The organism is Microcoleus sp. PH2017_12_PCY_D_A, assembly GCF_020738565.1.
Classification (GTDB): domain Bacteria; phylum Cyanobacteriota; class Cyanobacteriia; order Cyanobacteriales; family Microcoleaceae; genus Microcoleus.
In genome coordinates this window covers 1-17,362 of sequence record NZ_JAEQCI010000167.1, presented here as the reverse complement: position 1 = coordinate 17,362, position 17,362 = coordinate 1, and the positions used below count along the sequence as shown (strand labels likewise).

The 17,362-nt window shown below is 45.7% G+C and carries 15 protein-coding genes; 9 read left to right on the top strand and 6 right to left on the bottom strand.

Annotation, left to right across the window (positions count from 1 at the left end):
- Positions 1-42 precede the first annotated feature (42 nt).
- Positions 43-1,251: a NupC/NupG family nucleoside CNT transporter gene (locus JGK39_RS30625; protein WP_293261163.1), complete on the top strand. Its 1,209-nt coding sequence runs from the start codon at positions 43-45 to the stop codon at positions 1,249-1,251.
- Positions 1,252-1,588: 337 nt separating this feature from the next.
- Positions 1,589-2,131 (top strand): acireductone dioxygenase, encoded by a 543-nt coding sequence (locus tag JGK39_RS30620; protein ID WP_293261166.1) that lies wholly within the window; start codon positions 1,589-1,591, stop codon positions 2,129-2,131.
- 112 nt (positions 2,132-2,243) lie between these two features.
- Here JGK39_RS30620 and JGK39_RS30615 read toward each other — a convergent pair whose 3' ends face one another.
- The 4 genes from JGK39_RS30615 to JGK39_RS30600 all read right to left on the bottom strand — a co-directional run bounded on the left by JGK39_RS30615 (position 2,244) and on the right by JGK39_RS30600 (position 5,347).
- The gene (locus JGK39_RS30615; protein ID WP_293261169.1) at positions 2,244-3,107 is read right to left on the bottom strand and encodes a hypothetical protein; all 864 of its coding nucleotides are present in this window, start codon (positions 3,105-3,107) and stop codon (positions 2,244-2,246) included.
- A 108-nt stretch (positions 3,108-3,215) separates the two neighbouring features.
- The gene (locus tag JGK39_RS30610; RefSeq protein WP_293261172.1) at positions 3,216-3,686 is read right to left on the bottom strand and encodes a hypothetical protein; all 471 of its coding nucleotides are present in this window, start codon (positions 3,684-3,686) and stop codon (positions 3,216-3,218) included.
- A gap of 366 nt (positions 3,687-4,052) precedes the next feature.
- Complete coding sequence (locus tag JGK39_RS30605) at positions 4,053-4,634, bottom strand: cupin domain-containing protein (protein ID WP_293261174.1); 582 nt, start codon at positions 4,632-4,634, stop codon at positions 4,053-4,055.
- Positions 4,635-4,780: 146 nt separating this feature from the next.
- Positions 4,781-5,347, bottom strand: a complete 567-nt coding sequence (locus JGK39_RS30600) for a sigma-70 family RNA polymerase sigma factor (RefSeq protein WP_293261176.1) — start codon at positions 5,345-5,347, stop codon at positions 4,781-4,783.
- 216 nt (positions 5,348-5,563) lie between these two features.
- On the opposite strand from JGK39_RS30600, the gene JGK39_RS30595 reads away from it, so the two are divergent.
- The 4 genes from JGK39_RS30595 to JGK39_RS30580 all read left to right on the top strand — a co-directional run bounded on the left by JGK39_RS30595 (position 5,564) and on the right by JGK39_RS30580 (position 11,334).
- Positions 5,564-6,238, top strand: a complete 675-nt coding sequence (locus tag JGK39_RS30595) for a DUF4439 domain-containing protein (protein WP_293261179.1) — start codon at positions 5,564-5,566, stop codon at positions 6,236-6,238.
- Between the two features lie 194 nt (positions 6,239-6,432).
- A complete protein-coding gene (locus tag JGK39_RS30590) occupies positions 6,433-7,647 on the top strand; it encodes a DUF4331 domain-containing protein (protein ID WP_293261182.1) in 1,215 nt (404 codons plus the stop codon).
- Between the two features lie 434 nt (positions 7,648-8,081).
- Positions 8,082-9,533, top strand: coding sequence for a hypothetical protein (locus JGK39_RS30585; protein WP_293261185.1), 1,452 nt, complete (start codon positions 8,082-8,084; stop codon positions 9,531-9,533).
- A gap of 415 nt (positions 9,534-9,948) precedes the next feature.
- Positions 9,949-11,334 (top strand): sulfite exporter TauE/SafE family protein, encoded by a 1,386-nt coding sequence (locus JGK39_RS30580; RefSeq protein ID WP_293261188.1) that lies wholly within the window; start codon positions 9,949-9,951, stop codon positions 11,332-11,334.
- 480 nt (positions 11,335-11,814) lie between these two features.
- On the opposite strand, the gene JGK39_RS30575 is transcribed toward JGK39_RS30580, so the two are convergent.
- Together JGK39_RS30575 and JGK39_RS30570 are read right to left on the bottom strand one after the other, a co-directional pair.
- Complete coding sequence (locus JGK39_RS30575; protein WP_293261191.1) at positions 11,815-12,252, bottom strand: hypothetical protein; 438 nt, start codon at positions 12,250-12,252, stop codon at positions 11,815-11,817.
- Between the two features lie 612 nt (positions 12,253-12,864).
- The gene (locus JGK39_RS30570) at positions 12,865-13,047 is read right to left on the bottom strand and encodes a hypothetical protein (protein ID WP_293261194.1); all 183 of its coding nucleotides are present in this window, start codon (positions 13,045-13,047) and stop codon (positions 12,865-12,867) included.
- Positions 13,048-13,419: 372 nt separating this feature from the next.
- On the opposite strand from JGK39_RS30570, the gene JGK39_RS30565 reads away from it, so the two are divergent.
- The 3 genes from JGK39_RS30565 (at position 13,420) to JGK39_RS30555 (ending at position 17,178) form a co-directional block, all read left to right on the top strand.
- Positions 13,420-14,922: a Ycf66 family protein gene (locus tag JGK39_RS30565; protein WP_293298587.1), complete on the top strand. Its 1,503-nt coding sequence runs from the start codon at positions 13,420-13,422 to the stop codon at positions 14,920-14,922.
- Positions 14,923-15,247: 325 nt separating this feature from the next.
- Positions 15,248-16,714, top strand: coding sequence for a cobyric acid synthase CobQ (gene cobQ, locus JGK39_RS30560; RefSeq protein WP_293261200.1), 1,467 nt, complete (start codon positions 15,248-15,250; stop codon positions 16,712-16,714).
- Positions 16,715-16,941: 227 nt separating this feature from the next.
- Positions 16,942-17,178, top strand: a complete 237-nt coding sequence (locus tag JGK39_RS30555) for a 2Fe-2S iron-sulfur cluster binding domain-containing protein (RefSeq protein WP_293261203.1) — start codon at positions 16,942-16,944, stop codon at positions 17,176-17,178.
- Positions 17,179-17,362 lie beyond the last annotated feature (184 nt).

The following is a 17,362-nucleotide window of genomic DNA, read 5'->3' as shown; positions in this document are numbered from 1 at the left end:
ATTTTGAGCTTTAATCTTTTATTATAACGGAATGTATCTGAAATGGAAAGACTTGTTTCTGTATTGGGCTTAGCGGTTTTTGTCGGTTTGTGCTACGCCTTTTCAGTCGATCGGCGCGCTGTTAAGTGGCCTCCCGTACTGTGGGGAATTGCTTTGCAGCTAATTTTTGCAATTTTGATTCTCAAAACTGCTCCTGGTTTGGCGCTATTTAAATTTTTGGGAGATTTAGTCACTCAATTTCTCAATTTTTCTGATGCTGGGGCAAAGTTCGTATTTGGAGATAAATTTGCCGATCACTTTATCGCTTTTAAAGTGCTGCCGACTATTATCTTTTTCTCTTCGTTCATTACCCTACTTTATTACTACGGTATTTTACAGCGGGTGGTGCAGGCGGTGGCTTGGGGGATGATTAAAACCATGAAAACTTCCGGTGCAGAAACTCTGTCTTGTGCTGCCAATATTTTTGTCGGACAAACAGAAGCACCACTGTTAATTAAACCCTATGTAGCGACGATGACTCTCTCGGAACTGCACGCTGTAATGACCGGGGGTTTTGCGACAATTGCTGGCGGAGTTATGGCGGCTTACATTTCTTTTGGTGTGTCTCCTCAACATTTAATTGCTGCGTCGGTGATGTCGGCACCTGCTGCTTTGGCTATTTCTAAATTGCTGTACCCAGAAACAGAAAAGTCCCTAACTGCTGGCGAGGTGGAAATTAAGGTGGAACGGGTTTATGCTAATGCCGTGGATGCTGCGGCTTCTGGTGCTAGCGACGGTTTGAAGTTAGCCGCAAATGTGGCGGCAATGCTGATAGCTTTTTTGGGTTTGTTGGCATTTTTTAATGCACTTTTGGGTTGGTTTGGCGGGCTGATTAGTTTACCTGGGTTGTCGCTGGAAGGGCTTTTTTCTTATTTGATGGCTCCGGTGGCTTGGCTGATGGGCGTGCCTTGGGCAGATTGCGGAAAAATTGGGGTGATTTTGGGGAAGAAGACGATTTTAAATGAGTTTATTGCTTATTTGGATTTGATGGAATTGGTGAAGCAACAGGCGATTTCGGAACGATCGGCAATTATTGCGACTTATGCTTTGTGCGGCTTTTCTAATATTGGTTCTATCGGGATTCAAATTGGGGGGATTGGTGCGATCGCGCCATCGCGCAAGAGCGATCTGGCTCGGTTGGGCGTCAGGGCGATGATTGCTGGTTCTGTGGCTTGTTTTATGACTGCTTGTATTGCGGGAATGCTCGTTTAAAAGTTGTCGGTTTTGTAAGGTGCGCAGTGCGCACCCTACTTTCAAGGTTATTAAATAAAAGTTAGTTTTGTAAGGTGCGCAGTGCGCACCCTACTTTCAAGGTTATTAAGTTTTGTAAGGTGCGCAGTGCGCACCCTACTTTCACGGTTATTAAATAAAAGTTAAAATTTATGATTTTTCGTTAAAATGTGATATCAAAGAGAGAGTTTGGGAGGCAAAAGATCTAATTTTAGCGATCGGCTATTATGGAAAACAAGCAGGAGTTTAGTCTGTAACAACAGTATATAGAAACGGCAAACTAAATTATCCTCAAAGCGAAATTAATAGGTGGTGTAATATGGCTGTTCTGCAACTAGATGACGGTAGGACATATACGGATATCGGGGCGATCGCCAGCCAACTGGCTGTTTTCAATATAGAGCTCGATCGCCTACCAACGAAAAAAAATCCTGGGGTTCAAGAACTGCTACTCCAAGACATTCTCAGTGTAACTGAAAAACAGCAGATCCTGGCAGAATTTAAAACCGAGTTTGAATACTTCAAGCGCGCCAGCGGCTGTCAGTGGTGCGACTTGAAAGTGCTGCATCCCGGTTCGCCGCAGATTTACCCGCTGATGACTCAAAGCGATCGCACTCACACTCACGCAGATGCCGAAGTTCTGCACGTTTTAGCTGGGGAATGTGTTTTTGGGTTTGTTTATCCTAACGGCTCTCAGCTACAATTAATGTTGCAAACTGAAGAATATATTAAAGTGCCTCCCAATACTGAACATTGGTTTTATCTTACTCCTTCGCTTTACTTGAAAGCTGTGCAGTATTATACCAGTGCTCAAGGTTGGGTTCCTCAGTATACTAATAGGAAGTTGAAAATTAAAAACTAGATCAAATATCGAACTCGACGATTGAAATCGCGTCTACACAAACGATGTCCGGATGGTGCGCGGACTAAGAAATTAAGATCGAACTCATTAAATGTTGTGAAAATTCCCCTTCTTAAGGGGGATTTACGGAGATCTCCGGGCGATAAACATTGTTAACTGAACTGTATTGTAATTCGGCGGGTGTAGTAATTTCAATTTCTTCGCAGCGCTGCAACAAAGCTTCTATTTCCTGGGCGAGAAGAATTACTTCCGGCCAAGAAGAACCGTTGATTAAGTCTTGGGCGTGTGCTAATTTGTTTCTCAATGCTTCTGCTGACTTCAAAAAACGCTCTCCATAACGTTTGGATTTGATCCCCAGCCGATCGACTATTTCGGCATTCGTCAGGATTAAATCTCGCTTGTCGCAGAATTGCAGGTAATCGATTAAGTCAATTGCCTCATTTCGCGATCGCCCCAATTCCCATAGATGTTTTGCTGCTAAAATGCGATCGCCCTTCAGCAACTTTTGCCACGAATCTTGGGGAAAATAGATCCGCACAATCCGCAATAAATTCATTTCCAGCAGCGTCACCAACCCAAACAGCAGCATCCGCACCGGTGCTTTTTGCAAATCGCCGCAGGTGACAATCCCGTTGATGCGGTTGCTTTCCAATACAAACAATCTCGGGTTTTCTCGCAACAGCGGTAGCAATTCCATCAGCGGAGTCGAGGCGGCGATTAGCTGCGACGGGTGGAAAATTTGCTGGTAATCGCTGCACTTACCTGTCATTAAGTGCGCTTTTTCCACATAGCCGCAAACCGTGCCGTTTTCCTCGATTCCGAGCACGTCAAAATCGCGCGCTTCCATCCACGATCGCAATTTAGCAGCATCTTCGCCCGCCGGCACAGATTTTAGCGGTTCCGCCAGGTATTTAACGGTGATACTATCCTTGAATAAATCCCGCAAATCAGCGGAACTTGATTTTAAATGTTTCATCTCATGCGGGGTAATTTCCTGAGTCGTGGCGCGACCAGAGGAATATTAATCATATTTTAACTGCAAATAGAGACGCGGCAATCCCGCGTCTCTAAATATTTTACAATCTTACTTGCTGGCTAATTCTGGACAATAATAATTGCCTGCAAGAGTTGTGATAATATCGGCATCGGCAAGAAAACTTTCTTTTGCCGTGGGATTTTCGAGACTCGCAGCTTGTCCGATCGCCCTTAATTTAACTTCCGGGAGAGAAAGTCCGGCCTTGGCTTGGGCACAGATCCTTTTAGCAGCCGCAATTTTTTGACCGGGGCTACTTTGAATTCCTTGCAGTAAAGCGTTTGTAGCGTCGGGAGAGTAGTTTTTGGCTAGGCGTTTGTAGTCTTCGATAAATTTCCCATCGTCTCCTGTCAGCTTAATTCCCGAGTCTTGGGGCGTACACAACTCATTTAAGGTAATCACTTCTCCGGCTGAGTTGACTAGAAAGCATCCTTCGCGTTCTTGGGCGATCGCACTTCTGACCGCGACAAATTGTATAATAACGGCGGACATCACAGCAGTTAAACGCCAGTAATTTAGCATAGCATTCACCTTATCTAGTTGGAATTTTTAACCGCTTAAGGACTAAAGTTCTTACTGCGAACCTATCTTGAGGTTTGTAGTGAGGACTTCAGTCCTCCCAAAGCCCGGACTTTAGTCCTTACTACGAACCTATCTTGAGGTTTGTAGTGAGGACTTCAGTCCTTCAAAAGCCCGGACTTTAGTCCTTCAAAAGCCCGGACTTTAGTCCTTACTACGAACCTATCTTGAGGCTTGTAGTGAGGACTTCAGTCCTTCAAAAGCCCGGACTTTAGTCCTTACTACGAAGCTATCTTGATGTTTGTAATGAGGACTTCAGTCCTTCAAAAGCCCGGACTTTAGTCCTTACTACGAACCTAATTGTCGATCTCAAACAAGCATTTCGTTATTTGTGGAACTTTTGATTAACAGCAAACATCCCCCTTCTGTCACTGGTGAATGCGTGGAACCCGGAACCGATCGAATATAATCGCCTTGATAGCAAACTTCCCCTTCTACAATTAAATCGCCTTCTAATACAAATACCTCCTCCGAGTCCGCGTGTCGGTGCAGGGGAAAAGTTACTCCCGGTTCCAATCGCATCAAACAGGTAATTTGGCGCTTTTCTTTATCAATATAAAGCTTGCCGATCGAGATTCCCGGAACTGAGTAAGGTCTCCATTTGACATCGCGCGATCGCACAATTAAAGATGGAGTATTATTCTCTGTTGGCGAAGGAACAATTGGCAGTTCCGCTATGCGCTGGAACAAGCGGTTTTTGAGGTCGGGCGCGACAGGAACGGCAGGGGCTGTATAGGCGATCGCAGAAATTACTTTTTCAACAGCAGCTAGTTCGCTCTGAAGTTGTGGGGATGCTTGCAATTTCTCGGCAAGTACACGGCGTTCTGACTCATTAAGGGTATCGAGAGCTTGAAGCGCTGCAAGCATATTAAACTCCTCGTCTGGCATCATTTCCATCTGTTCTCCGGCATTATCAATTTTAGACTTTAGATTTTAGATTTTAGATTTGTTTTTGCCATTGCACTAAAGATGGAAGATTGGAGATGCCATAGGTTTAGATCGCTATTAAACAATTTAAATTTTGTTTTTTTGACAATCTAAAACTCTTCGCTCAAAGTTTGGCGCAACTTAGAAATTCCCAACCGAATTCTAGTTTTAACTGTGCCTGTCGGGATACCGAGTTTAGTGGCGATTGCCGCACAAGTCAATCCTTCGTAATAGGCTAGTTCGATCGCAATTCGCTGTTCTGCTGGCAGTTTTTCTAGGGCTGCGTTGACTTGGGCGCTGCGTTCTTCGATCATTGCATCTTCCATCGGTTCTGCAATGCGCGAAGACGGGATTTTAGCATCTTCCAGACAAGCGTCTGCCGCACGGACTGTTCGCTGCAACACTCGGAGGCGATCGAGGGAACGACTGCGGGTAAGCATAAACAACCAAGTATCCGCACGAGAGCGACTAGGATCGTATGTTGCTGCTTTTTGCCAAATTTGGGAAAAAACATCGAGCACTACTTCTTCAGCTTCTTCTACCGAACCCAAGATTTTGTAAGCGAGAGCGTAACTTGGACGACCGTAGCGATCGTACAGTTTAGCTAATGCTGCTTGGTCTTTCTGGGCAATCTGCACTAACAGCAGCGATTCATCGCTTGACTTTTCCCCTGTCATCTCAGTGTACCTGAAAAATTTTGTTTTGAGTGCACAGATCCAAAATTAAATATTCGGCGTATATCACTATAGAACATAATTGTAAGTCAATTGGGATGCAATCGTAAGTATGCCTTTGCGGGCTAATTATGTGATGCTTTGAATTGCAATTTTTCCGATTTGTATTGCAGTTTATCACTTCTGCTGTTAACTTTTTCAAATTTAGCAATAGGTTCTATGCAAAACCAAGAAATAGGCTTGTCTGAACAGTCAAAACCTCGCGGTAATTCTAGTTTGCGATCGCGCCGCGCAGTGCTTGTCGGTAGCGCCGTTGCCGGGTTAGCGGGTGCTTTGGGCGTTTCGCTGCTGGGGGAAAAGGCGATCGCCGCTACTGGCGATGACAACAAAAATGATGCTGCTATCCTCAACAACGCACTTTTTTACGAACACCAGGCAATTTGGACTTACAGTTTTGCTGCTGGTAAACTCACAAATACTCAAGTTGGCAAAGCAGTTTTAGCCCTAGGACTCCGCAATCAAAACGACCACAAACAGCACCGAGATGTTCTCGCTTCTGCCGTGAAAAGTTTGGGCGGAACTCCCGTACAAGCCGAGTCGAGCTACGACCTTTCATCATACATCAATCAGAAGGAAGGAAATATAGATTCTGATGTGAATATTGCTAAATTAGCGCTGGCTTTAGAGACCGATGCTGCGATCGCCTACACTCTGGAAGCAGCCAAGTTAAAGACTCCAGCTTTGATTGCGGCCGGAGCCAGCATTGGTACAGCAGAAGCAGCCCACGCTGCTGCTATCCGCGCTACATTCAAGGCTTTGGGGATGAATCTTGAAATCGTACCTACTGCTTTTGTGAGCAATGACAACCGCAAAAGTTGGGTGCTGACAGTCTAGTTTTTCATACCTAATCTTGCAGCAGAGATCCAAAATAGCAAAACCTGCGTATACCAATTACGAGAAGGCTCAGCAACAGTCCAAAAACCAAACAGGTTAACAAGTTGAACCTGTTGCTACCAAAGTAAAACCCGCGCAGGTGGGTTATTTACCATGAATTTTTCTAAAATCTCATTGAAAGATAGGTGCTAACTGTGAAACTAACCAAGAAAATTCGCCGAATCATATTAGCAATTGAAGCAGCTTTAATTGTTGTATTAACTCCGGGGATAATTGCTGCTTCCGATCACGACGACGGCGAAGTCGATATCAAAGGTCGCACTGTCAATTTAACCGACTTATACGTATATCGGGAAAAAGACCAAAATTCCAGTGCTGCGGACGGGGATTTGGTATTTACGATGAATACAAATCCTCGATCTGTAGCTCGCTATCAATATTATTTCAGCACTACAGCCCTCTACCAATTTCATATTACTCAAGTAGGTGACGTAAATTCTACCCCGACCGGACGCGGCGACATTATCTTGCGGTTTGCCTTCAGTCCGCCTAACAATCAAGGTATGCAAGCGATGGCGATAACTGTGGTTCGCGGCGGCTCGCAGACAACGACTAAAACTACAGTTAATGGCAATTTAATTGCCACAACTCCGCTGAATTCCAATGCTGTTTTGAATACAGTACCTGTCGGCGGTTCTAACTTAACTGTATTTGCCGGCTTGCGGGAAGACCCGTTTTTCTTTGATGTGGAACAATATTTTCGAGTCCGGGCTGGGGCTTTGGGAACGGGGCCGAAAGTAGGTTTCAAGGAACCGAGTAAAGCCCTAGACTTTGCTAAAGGTTATAACGTCAATAGCATTACGGTGCGCGTTCCGAAAGCATTTTTGCAAGCCGGAACTGGGGCCAATACTTTTGATGTGTGGTCAACTGTTTCTGTGAGGGATGGAGTTGGCGGTTTCAAACAATTCGAGCGTTTGGCGAGACCTGCAATTAATGAGGGTTTGATAGTTACTCCGGCATTTCTGGAAGCGTTTAATACTATTCCTCCGAGATTGGATTTGAGCGCTGCTGCTGCTCCGGTGCGGCAGGAAGCTGTGGCTACTCTGAATGCTGTGGATCTTTTGGACGGTAAGGATAATGTCGATGCAAATGCGATCGCCAAAGCTTTCTTACCGGATGTCCTGCGGATCGATACTACAAGGCCCAGCGGCTACGGTAGCGCGGCAAATGCTCAAGGAAGTTTGATCGGAGGTCGTTTGCTTTTGGACGATGTTGTTGATATTACTTTGGGGGCTTTGGTGGGTTCTCCGGTTGGCGATAACGTTTCTTATAACGGAACTCCTGGAAATCCCGCGCAGGGACACAAACCGTTAGAACCGAATTTTCCTTATTTGGCTTTGCCGAATTAGTCATTGGTCATTAGTCATTAGTCATTGGTCATTAGCGATTTATTTGTAGGGTGTGTCGCCATGGATAATCCAGAAAAAAAGTAACAATTTCAGAGCGACGCACCTTCTACAATTATTGAGAAAACAAATCTATAGCCTTTCTCAAAAAGGTTCGCGGACGTAGTTGGGCTTGGGCACTCTGAGTTTATTGGTTATATAAGCTGTCAGCCATACCTCATCTTTCTGAAAACCGCTATAATATTTTTTTGTAGCAAGATTGTTTGTCAATATCGGGAGCATCTCAGTTTTGCCAGAAGCATTTTTTAAAGAGCGGACTCTACTGACGTACTACGAACCTTTTTTGACCTGGGCAGCACTGTAAATTCAAAACTGAGATGCTCCGATAAATATACCTCTTCCAAAAGTCTTTTGGAGCAAATTTTGGAACAGGCAAGATGCCTGTTTCACAAGAAAAGATGTTTTTCAATGACGCACTTTACAATATAATGAGTACCAACAAATCACAAATAATTAAATCTGATATTTTTTGGTGGTTGGTTATAATCGGATTGCCGATAGTCGGAATTATCGCAGTTAATTTTCTGCCAAATATACGTACTTTTTCCGATAGAATCGCTAACCAAAGCCCGAAAAATCTCGATGCTAATTACCGCTATCACTTTTCGGCCACTTTGAGAAATAATCCGAATCAAAAAGCAGTAATTGAGCAAGAAATTGCTTTTTACCAGCAGCGATTGGCTGTGGATTCGAGCAGCGGTTTGAATCGGGCGGCTTTGGCGGGTGCTTATTTGAAAATGGCTCGCGCAACTGGGGAGGGTGGTTGGTTTTTATTAGCAGAACAAGCGGCGGAAAGATCGATCGCCCTTTTGCCTTTTGACAACAAAGGTGCGCTGTTAGTTTTAGCTCGAATTGCGGAGGCCAGACACGATTTTGCGACGGCTTTGCGGTTTGCTAAACAGGTGGGTTTTGACAATGAAGATGCGATCGCCCTTTCGGTCACATCTCACTTAGCTACTGGAAAAGTTAGTGAGGCAAGTATAGCGGCAGAAACCTTAGTTAATCGGATTCCCAACTTAGGTTCTCTCACATTAAGAGCGTTAGTGAGAGAGGCGCAGGGGCGAGATGCTGAGGTTTTGGAGGATTACCGACAAGCAATGGCTGCGGAGGAACCGGGAGAGATTGCTGGATCGGCGCGAGTTCGATCGCTCTTGGGTCGATTTTACGCCCGTCGCGGGCAGTTTGTGCAGGCGAAAGCGCTATTTTTGGAAGCGTTGCGGTTAATGCCGCGATACCCGCTAGCGCTGATTTATTTGGCGGATTTGGAGACGCGCCAGGGAAATTATCGGGAGGCTGAGGCTAATTACAGCAAGGTTTCTGCCTATTCTGGCCAGGCTGCGACGGTGTTCGATCGCCTGGTGGATCGGGGTATGGCGAGGGTGAAGGAATTGCAGGGAGATGCGATCGCCTCGGGGAAACTGCGCGACAAAGCAGAAGCTGGGCTGCGACAGGAACAGGTTTCTGGCGGTTTCGGGCACCGGCGCGATTTGGCGAGTTTGTTGCTGGAAAAAGGTCGATCGCAGGATATCGCCGAAGCGCTGTTGTTAATGCAGGAAGAGGTGAAAATTCGCAGGGATGCGGTGACTCTGGATATCTACGCCTGGGCGCTTTCGAGTGCTGGTGAGTGGGAAAAAGCCGATCGGGTGATGGCCGAAATTGTGCGATCGGGAATTCGGGATGCAGGGATATTTTACCGGGCTGGTGCGATCGCCCGGACTTTAGGAAAAGATGTTGAATCTCGCGCTTATTTTCAAAAGGCTAAGGAAATCGATCCGAGTTTTGACGGGCGATCTCGTCAAGCATTAGGTTTGGGAAACTTGGAATTTTGAGCAAGGATTTAGCTGCTACTCCCCCATTCGGCCTAGTTCGTCAGTCCCCGAGTCCGCCAGGGGTTTAAACCCCTGGCTCAAAGCTTAAGTCCTCTGAAAGAGGACTCAAAGAATTTCAATAAAAAGTAGAAAATCTTGCAGTCGGTTTCAACCGACTTTCGCTATGAGACAGGGGTTTAAACCCCTGTCGGACTGTCGGACTCCTCGAAAAATCCCTGTCGGACTCCTCGAAAAATCCCTGTCGGACTCACCAATAATACCCAATAATTATCCAAATAAACAACCCCAAAAAGAGGTAATTATGAAAAAAACATTGAGCAGATTTTCCAAATCTTTCATACTTTATTTACTCACAATTTTACTATTTTTAACGACCTCAACCCGACCAGTTTACTCGCACTGGTCAGACTTATCAGTGGCCGAAATCATCGTCAGCGACTCGCAAACCGAAATAACATTAACTTTCCCCACAGGCTTAACAAAATTCGCCGATGACAATCGAGACGGACAGTTACAACTGGCAGAGGTCAGGAATCATAAAACCGAACTAGAAAAGTTTTTCAGCCAACAAATTCGCATCACCAACAGCAGCAATATTCAAGGCTCAGTAGCAGTAACACCGCTAGAAATAGCAGCTAAAACTGCCAGCTTAATCCAGCAGCCCAATACCCATAGCAGCTTAATCTTAAACTACACGTGGCACGCATCTAACGTGATTTCAAAAAACAACAAATTGCGGATTAACTACAATCTATTTTTGCCCGGAGTTCCGACAGCTAGCTGTCAAGCTACGATTGTACAAGCCGGTGCTATCAAAAGCGTTGTATTTACGCCACAAAACCGAGAATTTTTGTTAGCAGGAAAAGAATCAATCTGGGAGTCAGGTTGGAGTTGGGTGCTAGCAGTAGTCGGAGCATTTGCTTGGGGATGCGTGCACGCGATGTCCCCCGGACACGGAAAAACCATAGTCGGCGCTTATTTAGTAGGTTCGCGGGCGACTCCAGTACACGCTTTATTTCTAGCAGCAACAACCACAATTACTCACACTGCGGGCGTGTTTGCTGTCGGCTCAATTACCCTTTTTGCTTCTAACATAATCGAGCCAGAAAAATTAGATCCTTGGCTGAATTTAATCTCAGGCTTATTAGTAGCAATCATCGGCATCAAATTACTTTCAGAAAGAATCAAAACCAGGTTCGTAGTGAGGACTTCAGTCCGCACCAAGATCAATTTAAATCACCTCATCGAAAAAACCAAGTTCGTAGTGAGGACTTTAGTCCGCAAAAACCCAAGGACTAAAGTCCTTACTACGAACCTGGAGGAACCAGTAAATCTTTTGAGTAGGGGAACTTGGGAAAGAGAATTTAAACCTGTAAAACCAGATATATCTCATCACTACCACCATCACGGAGACGGCCGTCTTCACTCGCATTTGCCACCCGGATCTGACGGTTCTCCGATTACTTGGAAAAGCTTATTGTTGTTGGGGATTTCGGGGGGATTGTTGCCTTGTCCTTCCGCTTTGGTGATGCTGTTGAGCGCGTCAGCTTTGGGTAATGTTGGTTTGGGGATGACGCTGGTGGTAGCCTTTAGTTTGGGATTGGCTGTGGTGCTGAGTGCGATCGGCTTAATCTTAGTTTATGCGAAACAACATTTTAATAAACTACCGAAACATATGGGAGCCGTCAAATTTATGCCTGCAATGAGCGCGGTGTTGGTAATGTTGTTGGGGTTGGGAATTACCGGAGACGCTATTTGGAAAATATTGGCTGCGAATCAATGGGTAATTGGCAATGGATAAGACAATTTAAGATGCTAAGGTGCGTCAGTTTTGATGATTTGGTGAATCAAAAATTACTGTGCTGAGGCGCACGATCTCATGTCCTATCAATTACTATAACAACAACGGTTCGTAGTGCGGAATTCATTCCGCAGCCGGAAAGCGGAATGAATTCCGCACTACGAACTAATTTTAACGAATATTACTGCGGTTAATCGCTCGGACAGGATAGGAGAAATTAATATTAGTTTCCAAAATTTTGTAATAAGCATTTTTAAAAGAGCGGACACTCTTGACGTACTACGAACCTTTTTTGAAGCGGGATAGCACTGTAAATGCAAAACTGAGATGCTCCCCGCTGTTTGTTTGGTGCGTCGCTATGAGATTGTTGATATTTTTTTAGGGATTTTTCACAGCGACGCACCTTACGGCTGTTTTACCAGGAATTGCTGGTAACGAGTAGATTTATTCAATTGGCGGGAAATCCCCACCTATTCAACATCAGCTCGCGGTATGTTTATTAATAATTTCGGCTAAATCTGGTATGCCGTTTTCTACGTAACTCTTAGCTGAGGGGCGGAGTTTGGCATAGGCGCCTTTAACAACTGCTCTTGTGCTGTTTTCGGCTTTTTTGTCACTGATTTGGAGCAATTGATCTGCTACTTGACCTTTTCTTTCAGTCAGATATGCGACTGGGCTACCGTTGTTTACGGCTTCAGTCCACATGGGATCGAGTGCGATCGAGATTTCGGGCAAAAGTTGATCGACGACTTGGGCGCAATAGTCGGCCCGTATCCCCTTAACGGTAGAGTAGGCGGCTTTCAGAGCCAGCCCGCCCAATCCCGGCGCTGCTGCAACTTGTTTGTCTATCAACTTTACACAGTCATCAACAAAATTGTCTCTGTTGTTTTCATTCAAAAGAATATCGCTAAGTCCCATTTTCAGTTTCCTTGATTTAACAGTCTATGTCGTGAGCCGCTTTGGGAGCATCTCAGTTTTGCAATAAGCATTTTTTTAAGAGCGGACTGAAGTCCGTACTACGAACCTTTTTTGAGCGGAACGACAGCACTGTAAATGCTCCCCTGAGATGCTCCCTCCGCTTTGAGCTTCATCTGGCGATTATATATCAATACGCTTCCTATCGGATAGTCCCGGAAGCAAAACACTGTCCAACACAGATAGTGCAATTGCTTTCTGGTAGCGCAATGACAAAAAAATTAACCCGAGCGCGATCGTATATCTATTTTGATGCTTGACTCGGAATTACAGATTTTTTTTAAGGTTGGATTTTTTTTAACTGCACAAGTTGATGTTGAGATTTGTTGAGTATTTTATGGCAATTAATATCGGAGCTGCTACTGATTATTCATTTAGGGTTTGTAGCAAGCACTTCCGTTATTGTTGGCCGGTCTTAATGAGGACTGAAGTCCGAAGGATCGAAGTGATGAGTTGTGAAGAGTCAAATAGAAAAGAGAACAGCTTGAAAAAAAACTTTAGACAGGCTTTGCCTTGCGATAAATCCCGCTTGCACCTAGGATCTGGCACGGATCGTTAGGATTCGACGTTTGATTTGAAGCTCGCAGGTACTGTAACCAGGGGCAGTTTCTGGGTTTGAGTCGGACGATCGCTCGATCGCAATACGAAATTTACCGGTAATTTCGGGGAAGTGCCGACTCCGGCAAAGATGTGAACTAAAAAGGTTAAGCTCGCTGCTAATAACAGTTTTTCAAACATGGCACTGTCTCCAATACATAGGCCCTAGGCCATAACTTCTCTTACACCTACACCATACAGAATATCCTCTACGGCAAGTGCGATCGTACCAGCATAGTTAAGTGACAAATATCACGACTCAAGAAAGGGTGAGAGCGTGAGGGGGTGAGAGGGTGAGTGGGGAGAATGTCGGAGTCGGGAAAATCTTTACGCTTGACTTGTACCGCCAACATCCACCCGTTAAATCCTTTAAATCCGTTACATCCGGTACAAACTCCTTTGCCAAAGTTCCTTCCAAATCCGGAATTGTCCTTGAGAAAGAAGCCGTTGAGTGTCTCAGAAAGGTAGAATTAGCGCGTAGAAGTTATTTGACACAGCGGAGGTACCGACAAGATGCTTGCATACATTCTGGCGTTGGCGGTCGGTCTGGGCAGCTTTAGTATTTACATGGCGGCCTTCTTTTTTCCAGAGGTTCACCGGAAAAGTGATTTTACCTGGAGCGGGGTAGGACTTTTTTATGCGTTAATTTTATGGACTTGTGCGGGGCGAATTACTGGTGCTCTCCTGCTTGGTCAAATGGCGGGTGTGGCTCTCCTAGGCTGGTTTGCTTGGGAAACTCTGACTTTACGCAGGCTGGTGACTCCGCTGGCTCAGCAAACGCCGATTCCTCAGGCGGCGAATTTGGCGGGGGCGGTGGGCGCGCCTTTATCAGGTTTGTTTGGTAAGAAACCTCAGCCGGCAGCCAAAAAACCGAAGTTTGTTCGATCGCCCAAACCGAAAGCTGATGCTGTTCCAGCACCTGTCAATCAGGGCCAGGCCAAGGTAGAAGCACAACCGGCGACTAAGCCAATCGCGGAAATTATTGCCGAAAGTGCGATCGCTCCTGACTTAAACACTCCCGACAAGAGCGCACCCGCAATTACAGAAATACCCGTGTTTTCGGTTGAAAGTCCTGCTGCTGAGACTTCACCAGCCCCAGCAGAATTAGCCAGCAACTTCACTCCTTTGCCCCCAACTCTAGAATTTTCAGAAATTGCGGCCCCAGCAACTGTGGAGCCAGCAGAGGCTCAGCCAGAAGCTAAAAAGCAGGCTGAAGATGATGATGATTTTGATCGGATGTGGAGGGCGAGAGCTCAAGAGTCCCAGTCTGATGCTAGTTCGGCAGCCCCAACGGCGACAGCAACCGCAGCCCCAACGGCAAACCCAACTCCTGCCAAAACAGCTAAAAAATCAGGCGGTTTCGGAAGTCTGTTCGGCAATCTCAAAAATAGTCTCGGCGGTATGCTGGGACGGGGTGCGGCTAAAAACAAGCCTGATGCCAATACTCCGGTGACAAGGCCGAAAGTGGCTCAGGAGTCGATCGCACCTGAATCTCCTGAATCTAAGGTAACGACAATTCCGGCACCGGATATCGATCGGATTCTCGAATCGGAATTAGCCGAGGCTGCGGGCGAAGTGGCAGCCGAAACCAGCAACACTGCTGCTGAAACCAGCCAAGCAGTGCCGTTTCCCACCGATGTTGAAGCAATGGCCGAGTTGATAGCTGCTCAAACCGCGAGTTCTGCCAAAATAGGGGAAAATTCGATCGAAGAGCGATCGTCCGCTGAGACTGAGACAACACCGCCGGATGTTGATAAATCCGAACCAGAAGCAGCCCATCCTGTATCCATAGAAATGACTGTGGTGGAAATAGCAGAGCCTGTAGAGATAGAAGTACCCGGAGAACCAGGGTTGAGCGTGCAGGTAGAAACAATTTCAGTATCCGCGATCTCGATCGAATCCACAGAAGAACAACCCTCTTCTGACGGAGCGCAACCGGATTTAGTTGAACCTGCAAAACCAGCCACTGAATCCAAGTCTGAGAATGTATCCGGCGAAGATAAGCCATCATCTTGAGGCAAAAAGCAAAAGGTAGAAACCACAAAATTTTTAATTCTGTCTTCTACCTTCTTCCATCTTCTTTTTAGAACTTAGGCGCGGGTGGCGAAAAACCGGGTTTTCCCTCAAAACCAATTCGTTGTCACCCGCATCTCCAGTAAAAAAACCGTTTCTTTGGTGGCATTTTGTCAGCTATAAATCCTAAATTTTAAATTTTTCCTTGTTCCTTATTCCTTACTCCTTTTAAATTTTTCCTTGTTCCTTGTTCCTTGTTGCAACTGTCAACTGTCAACTGTCAACTGTCAACTGTCAACTGTTTTTACATTCTTCCTTCTTTAATATTATGAAAGCAATTATGGTAGTGGGAACAACATCTCACGCAGGAAAATCTTTACTGGTTGCAGCATTGTGTCGAATCTTTGCTCGGCGAGGCTGGCGGGTAACTCCGTTTAAAGGTCAGAATATGGCTTTGAATTCCTATGTCACAGCCGCCGGCGGAGAGATTGGCTACGCTCAAGCAGTGCAAGCTTGGGCTGCGGGCGTCGCACCTTGGGTAGAAATGAATCCGATTTTGCTCAAGCCGCAAGGAGATATGACTTCTCAGTTGATTGTCAAGGGCAGGGCGATCGGCAATGTGCGAGCATCTCAATATTACGAGCAGTATTTCGATATCGGCTGGCAAGTGATTCGGGAATCTTTAGAATTTCTCGGACAAGAATTTGACATGATTGTGTGCGAAGGAGCCGGCAGCCCCGCAGAAATCAATCTCAAACACCGCGATTTAACAAATATGCGGGTAGCAAAACATTTGAATGCTCGGACTTTGCTAGTAGTTGATATCGATCGCGGTGGCGCTTTTGCTCACATTATCGGTACTTTGGAATTGCTCGATCCCGACGAACGCGCTTTAATTAAAGGATTCATTATTAACAAGTTCCGAGGTCAAAAATCGATCTTAGATCCGGGGCTGACTTGGCTGGAAGAAAGGACGGGCATCCCGGTAGTTGGGGTGATTCCTTGGATAGACGAAGTGTTTCCCTCGGAAGATTCCCTCGATTTGCTCGATCGGCGTTCTCCCAATTCTCAAACCGACCTGAATATTTCTGTCGTCCGCCTGCCCCGAATTTCCAATTTTACCGACTTTGACCCCCTGGAGTCGGAAACTACCGTCACAGTCAAATACATCAGCCCCAAAGAGCAGTTAGGCCATCCAGACGCCGTGATTTTACCAGGTTCTAAAACTACAATTGCAGATTTGCAGGTGCTGCGCCAAACAGGTATGGCAGAAGCGATTAAAAATTACTTAGTAGCTGGTGGTACAGTCATGGGAGTTTGCGGCGGCTTTCAGATGCTGGGAGAAAGTATCACCGATAGAGAAGGCCTTGAGGGAGAAAAGGGAGAGTTTAAAGGGTTGGGGTTATTGCCGTTGAAAACTGCGATCGCACCAAACAAAATTGCCAGCCAGCGGATCGTAACATCTAACTATCCTCAACCGGGTTTACCCGTTTCCGGTTACGAAATTCATCAAGGAAGAACGCAAATGATAGAGTCAGATTTGACTCAACCGCTATTTGACGATCCGAGTTTAGGAATTGTCAACACTTCTCAATCAGTTTGGGGCACCTACCTGCACGGCATCTTTGACAACGGAGCTTGGCGGCGGGCTTGGTTAAATCACTTGCGGCAGCAGCGGGGACTCCGCGCCTTACCCACAGGTATTCCGAATTACCGAGAACACCGAGAAACTCTGTTAGAAACTCTAGCGGATACAGTGGAAAAGCATTTGGATATCAAGCATATTTTAGGTTAGAAAGAAGTTCGGCAACGGATTATGTAGCGGATTTAACGGATGTAACGGATGTAAGAGATAGAAGGCATGAGGAATTCCTAGGGTGCGTCGCCCTGAAAAATACCTAACTTGCGTACCAAAAATCTCACAGCGACGCACCTTACAAACATGGCTCAGGCAAACAAACCGAACAATTTTTCTGTAGCAGAAATTCACAAAAATGGTATTATATTAAAAGGAAAAATTAAATGATAAAAATTGTTTTTTTGCCAGATAATGTAACAGTCGAAGCAGAAGCGGGAGAGCTTTTGCTAGATGTAGCCAAACGTGCAGGGGTTTCTATTCCTACTGGTTGTATGATGGGTTCTTGTCACGCTTGCGAAGTAGAAATTGACGGCGGGGATACGATTTGTGCTTGTATTTCCGGCATCCCTTCCGGGAAAAAGCAAGTGACAATTAATCTGTATGTCGATCCGACTTGGTAATTTTCATGGTGTGTGACAGTGGATAAATGCGATCGCAGTTTTACATATTTCAGATTGGTTCGTAGTGCGGACTTTAGTCCGCTCTAAAGAAGGACTAAAGTCCTCACTACAAACCTTACTTATCGGTTCGTAGTGCGGACTTTAGTCCGCTCCAAAGAAGGACTAAAGTCCTCACTACAAACCT

Excerpts from the sequence above, each read along its gene's own strand:
- JGK39_RS30575 (WP_293261191.1), bottom strand. The coding sequence starts at position 12,252 with ATGGGACTTAGCGATATTCTTTTGAATGAAAACAACAGAGACAATTTT.
- JGK39_RS30595 (WP_293261179.1), top strand. The coding sequence starts at position 5,564 with ATGCAAAACCAAGAAATAGGCTTGTCTGAACAGTCAAAACCTCGCGGT.
- cobQ (WP_293261200.1), top strand. The coding sequence starts at position 15,248 with ATGAAAGCAATTATGGTAGTGGGAACAACATCTCACGCAGGAAAATCT.
- JGK39_RS30565 (WP_293298587.1), top strand. The coding sequence starts at position 13,420 with ATGCTTGCATACATTCTGGCGTTGGCGGTCGGTCTGGGCAGCTTTAGT.
- JGK39_RS30625 (WP_293261163.1), top strand. The coding sequence starts at position 43 with ATGGAAAGACTTGTTTCTGTATTGGGCTTAGCGGTTTTTGTCGGTTTG.
- JGK39_RS30585 (WP_293261185.1), top strand. The coding sequence starts at position 8,082 with ATGCCTGTTTCACAAGAAAAGATGTTTTTCAATGACGCACTTTACAAT.
- JGK39_RS30615 (WP_293261169.1), bottom strand. The coding sequence starts at position 3,107 with ATGAAACATTTAAAATCAAGTTCCGCTGATTTGCGGGATTTATTCAAG.
- JGK39_RS30570 (WP_293261194.1), bottom strand. The coding sequence starts at position 13,047 with ATGTTTGAAAAACTGTTATTAGCAGCGAGCTTAACCTTTTTAGTTCAC.
- JGK39_RS30555 (WP_293261203.1), top strand. The coding sequence starts at position 16,942 with ATGATAAAAATTGTTTTTTTGCCAGATAATGTAACAGTCGAAGCAGAA.
- JGK39_RS30610 (WP_293261172.1), bottom strand. The coding sequence starts at position 3,686 with ATGCTAAATTACTGGCGTTTAACTGCTGTGATGTCCGCCGTTATTATA.
- JGK39_RS30600 (WP_293261176.1), bottom strand. The coding sequence starts at position 5,347 with ATGACAGGGGAAAAGTCAAGCGATGAATCGCTGCTGTTAGTGCAGATT.
- JGK39_RS30620 (WP_293261166.1), top strand. The coding sequence starts at position 1,589 with ATGGCTGTTCTGCAACTAGATGACGGTAGGACATATACGGATATCGGG.
- JGK39_RS30605 (WP_293261174.1), bottom strand. The coding sequence starts at position 4,634 with ATGATGCCAGACGAGGAGTTTAATATGCTTGCAGCGCTTCAAGCTCTC.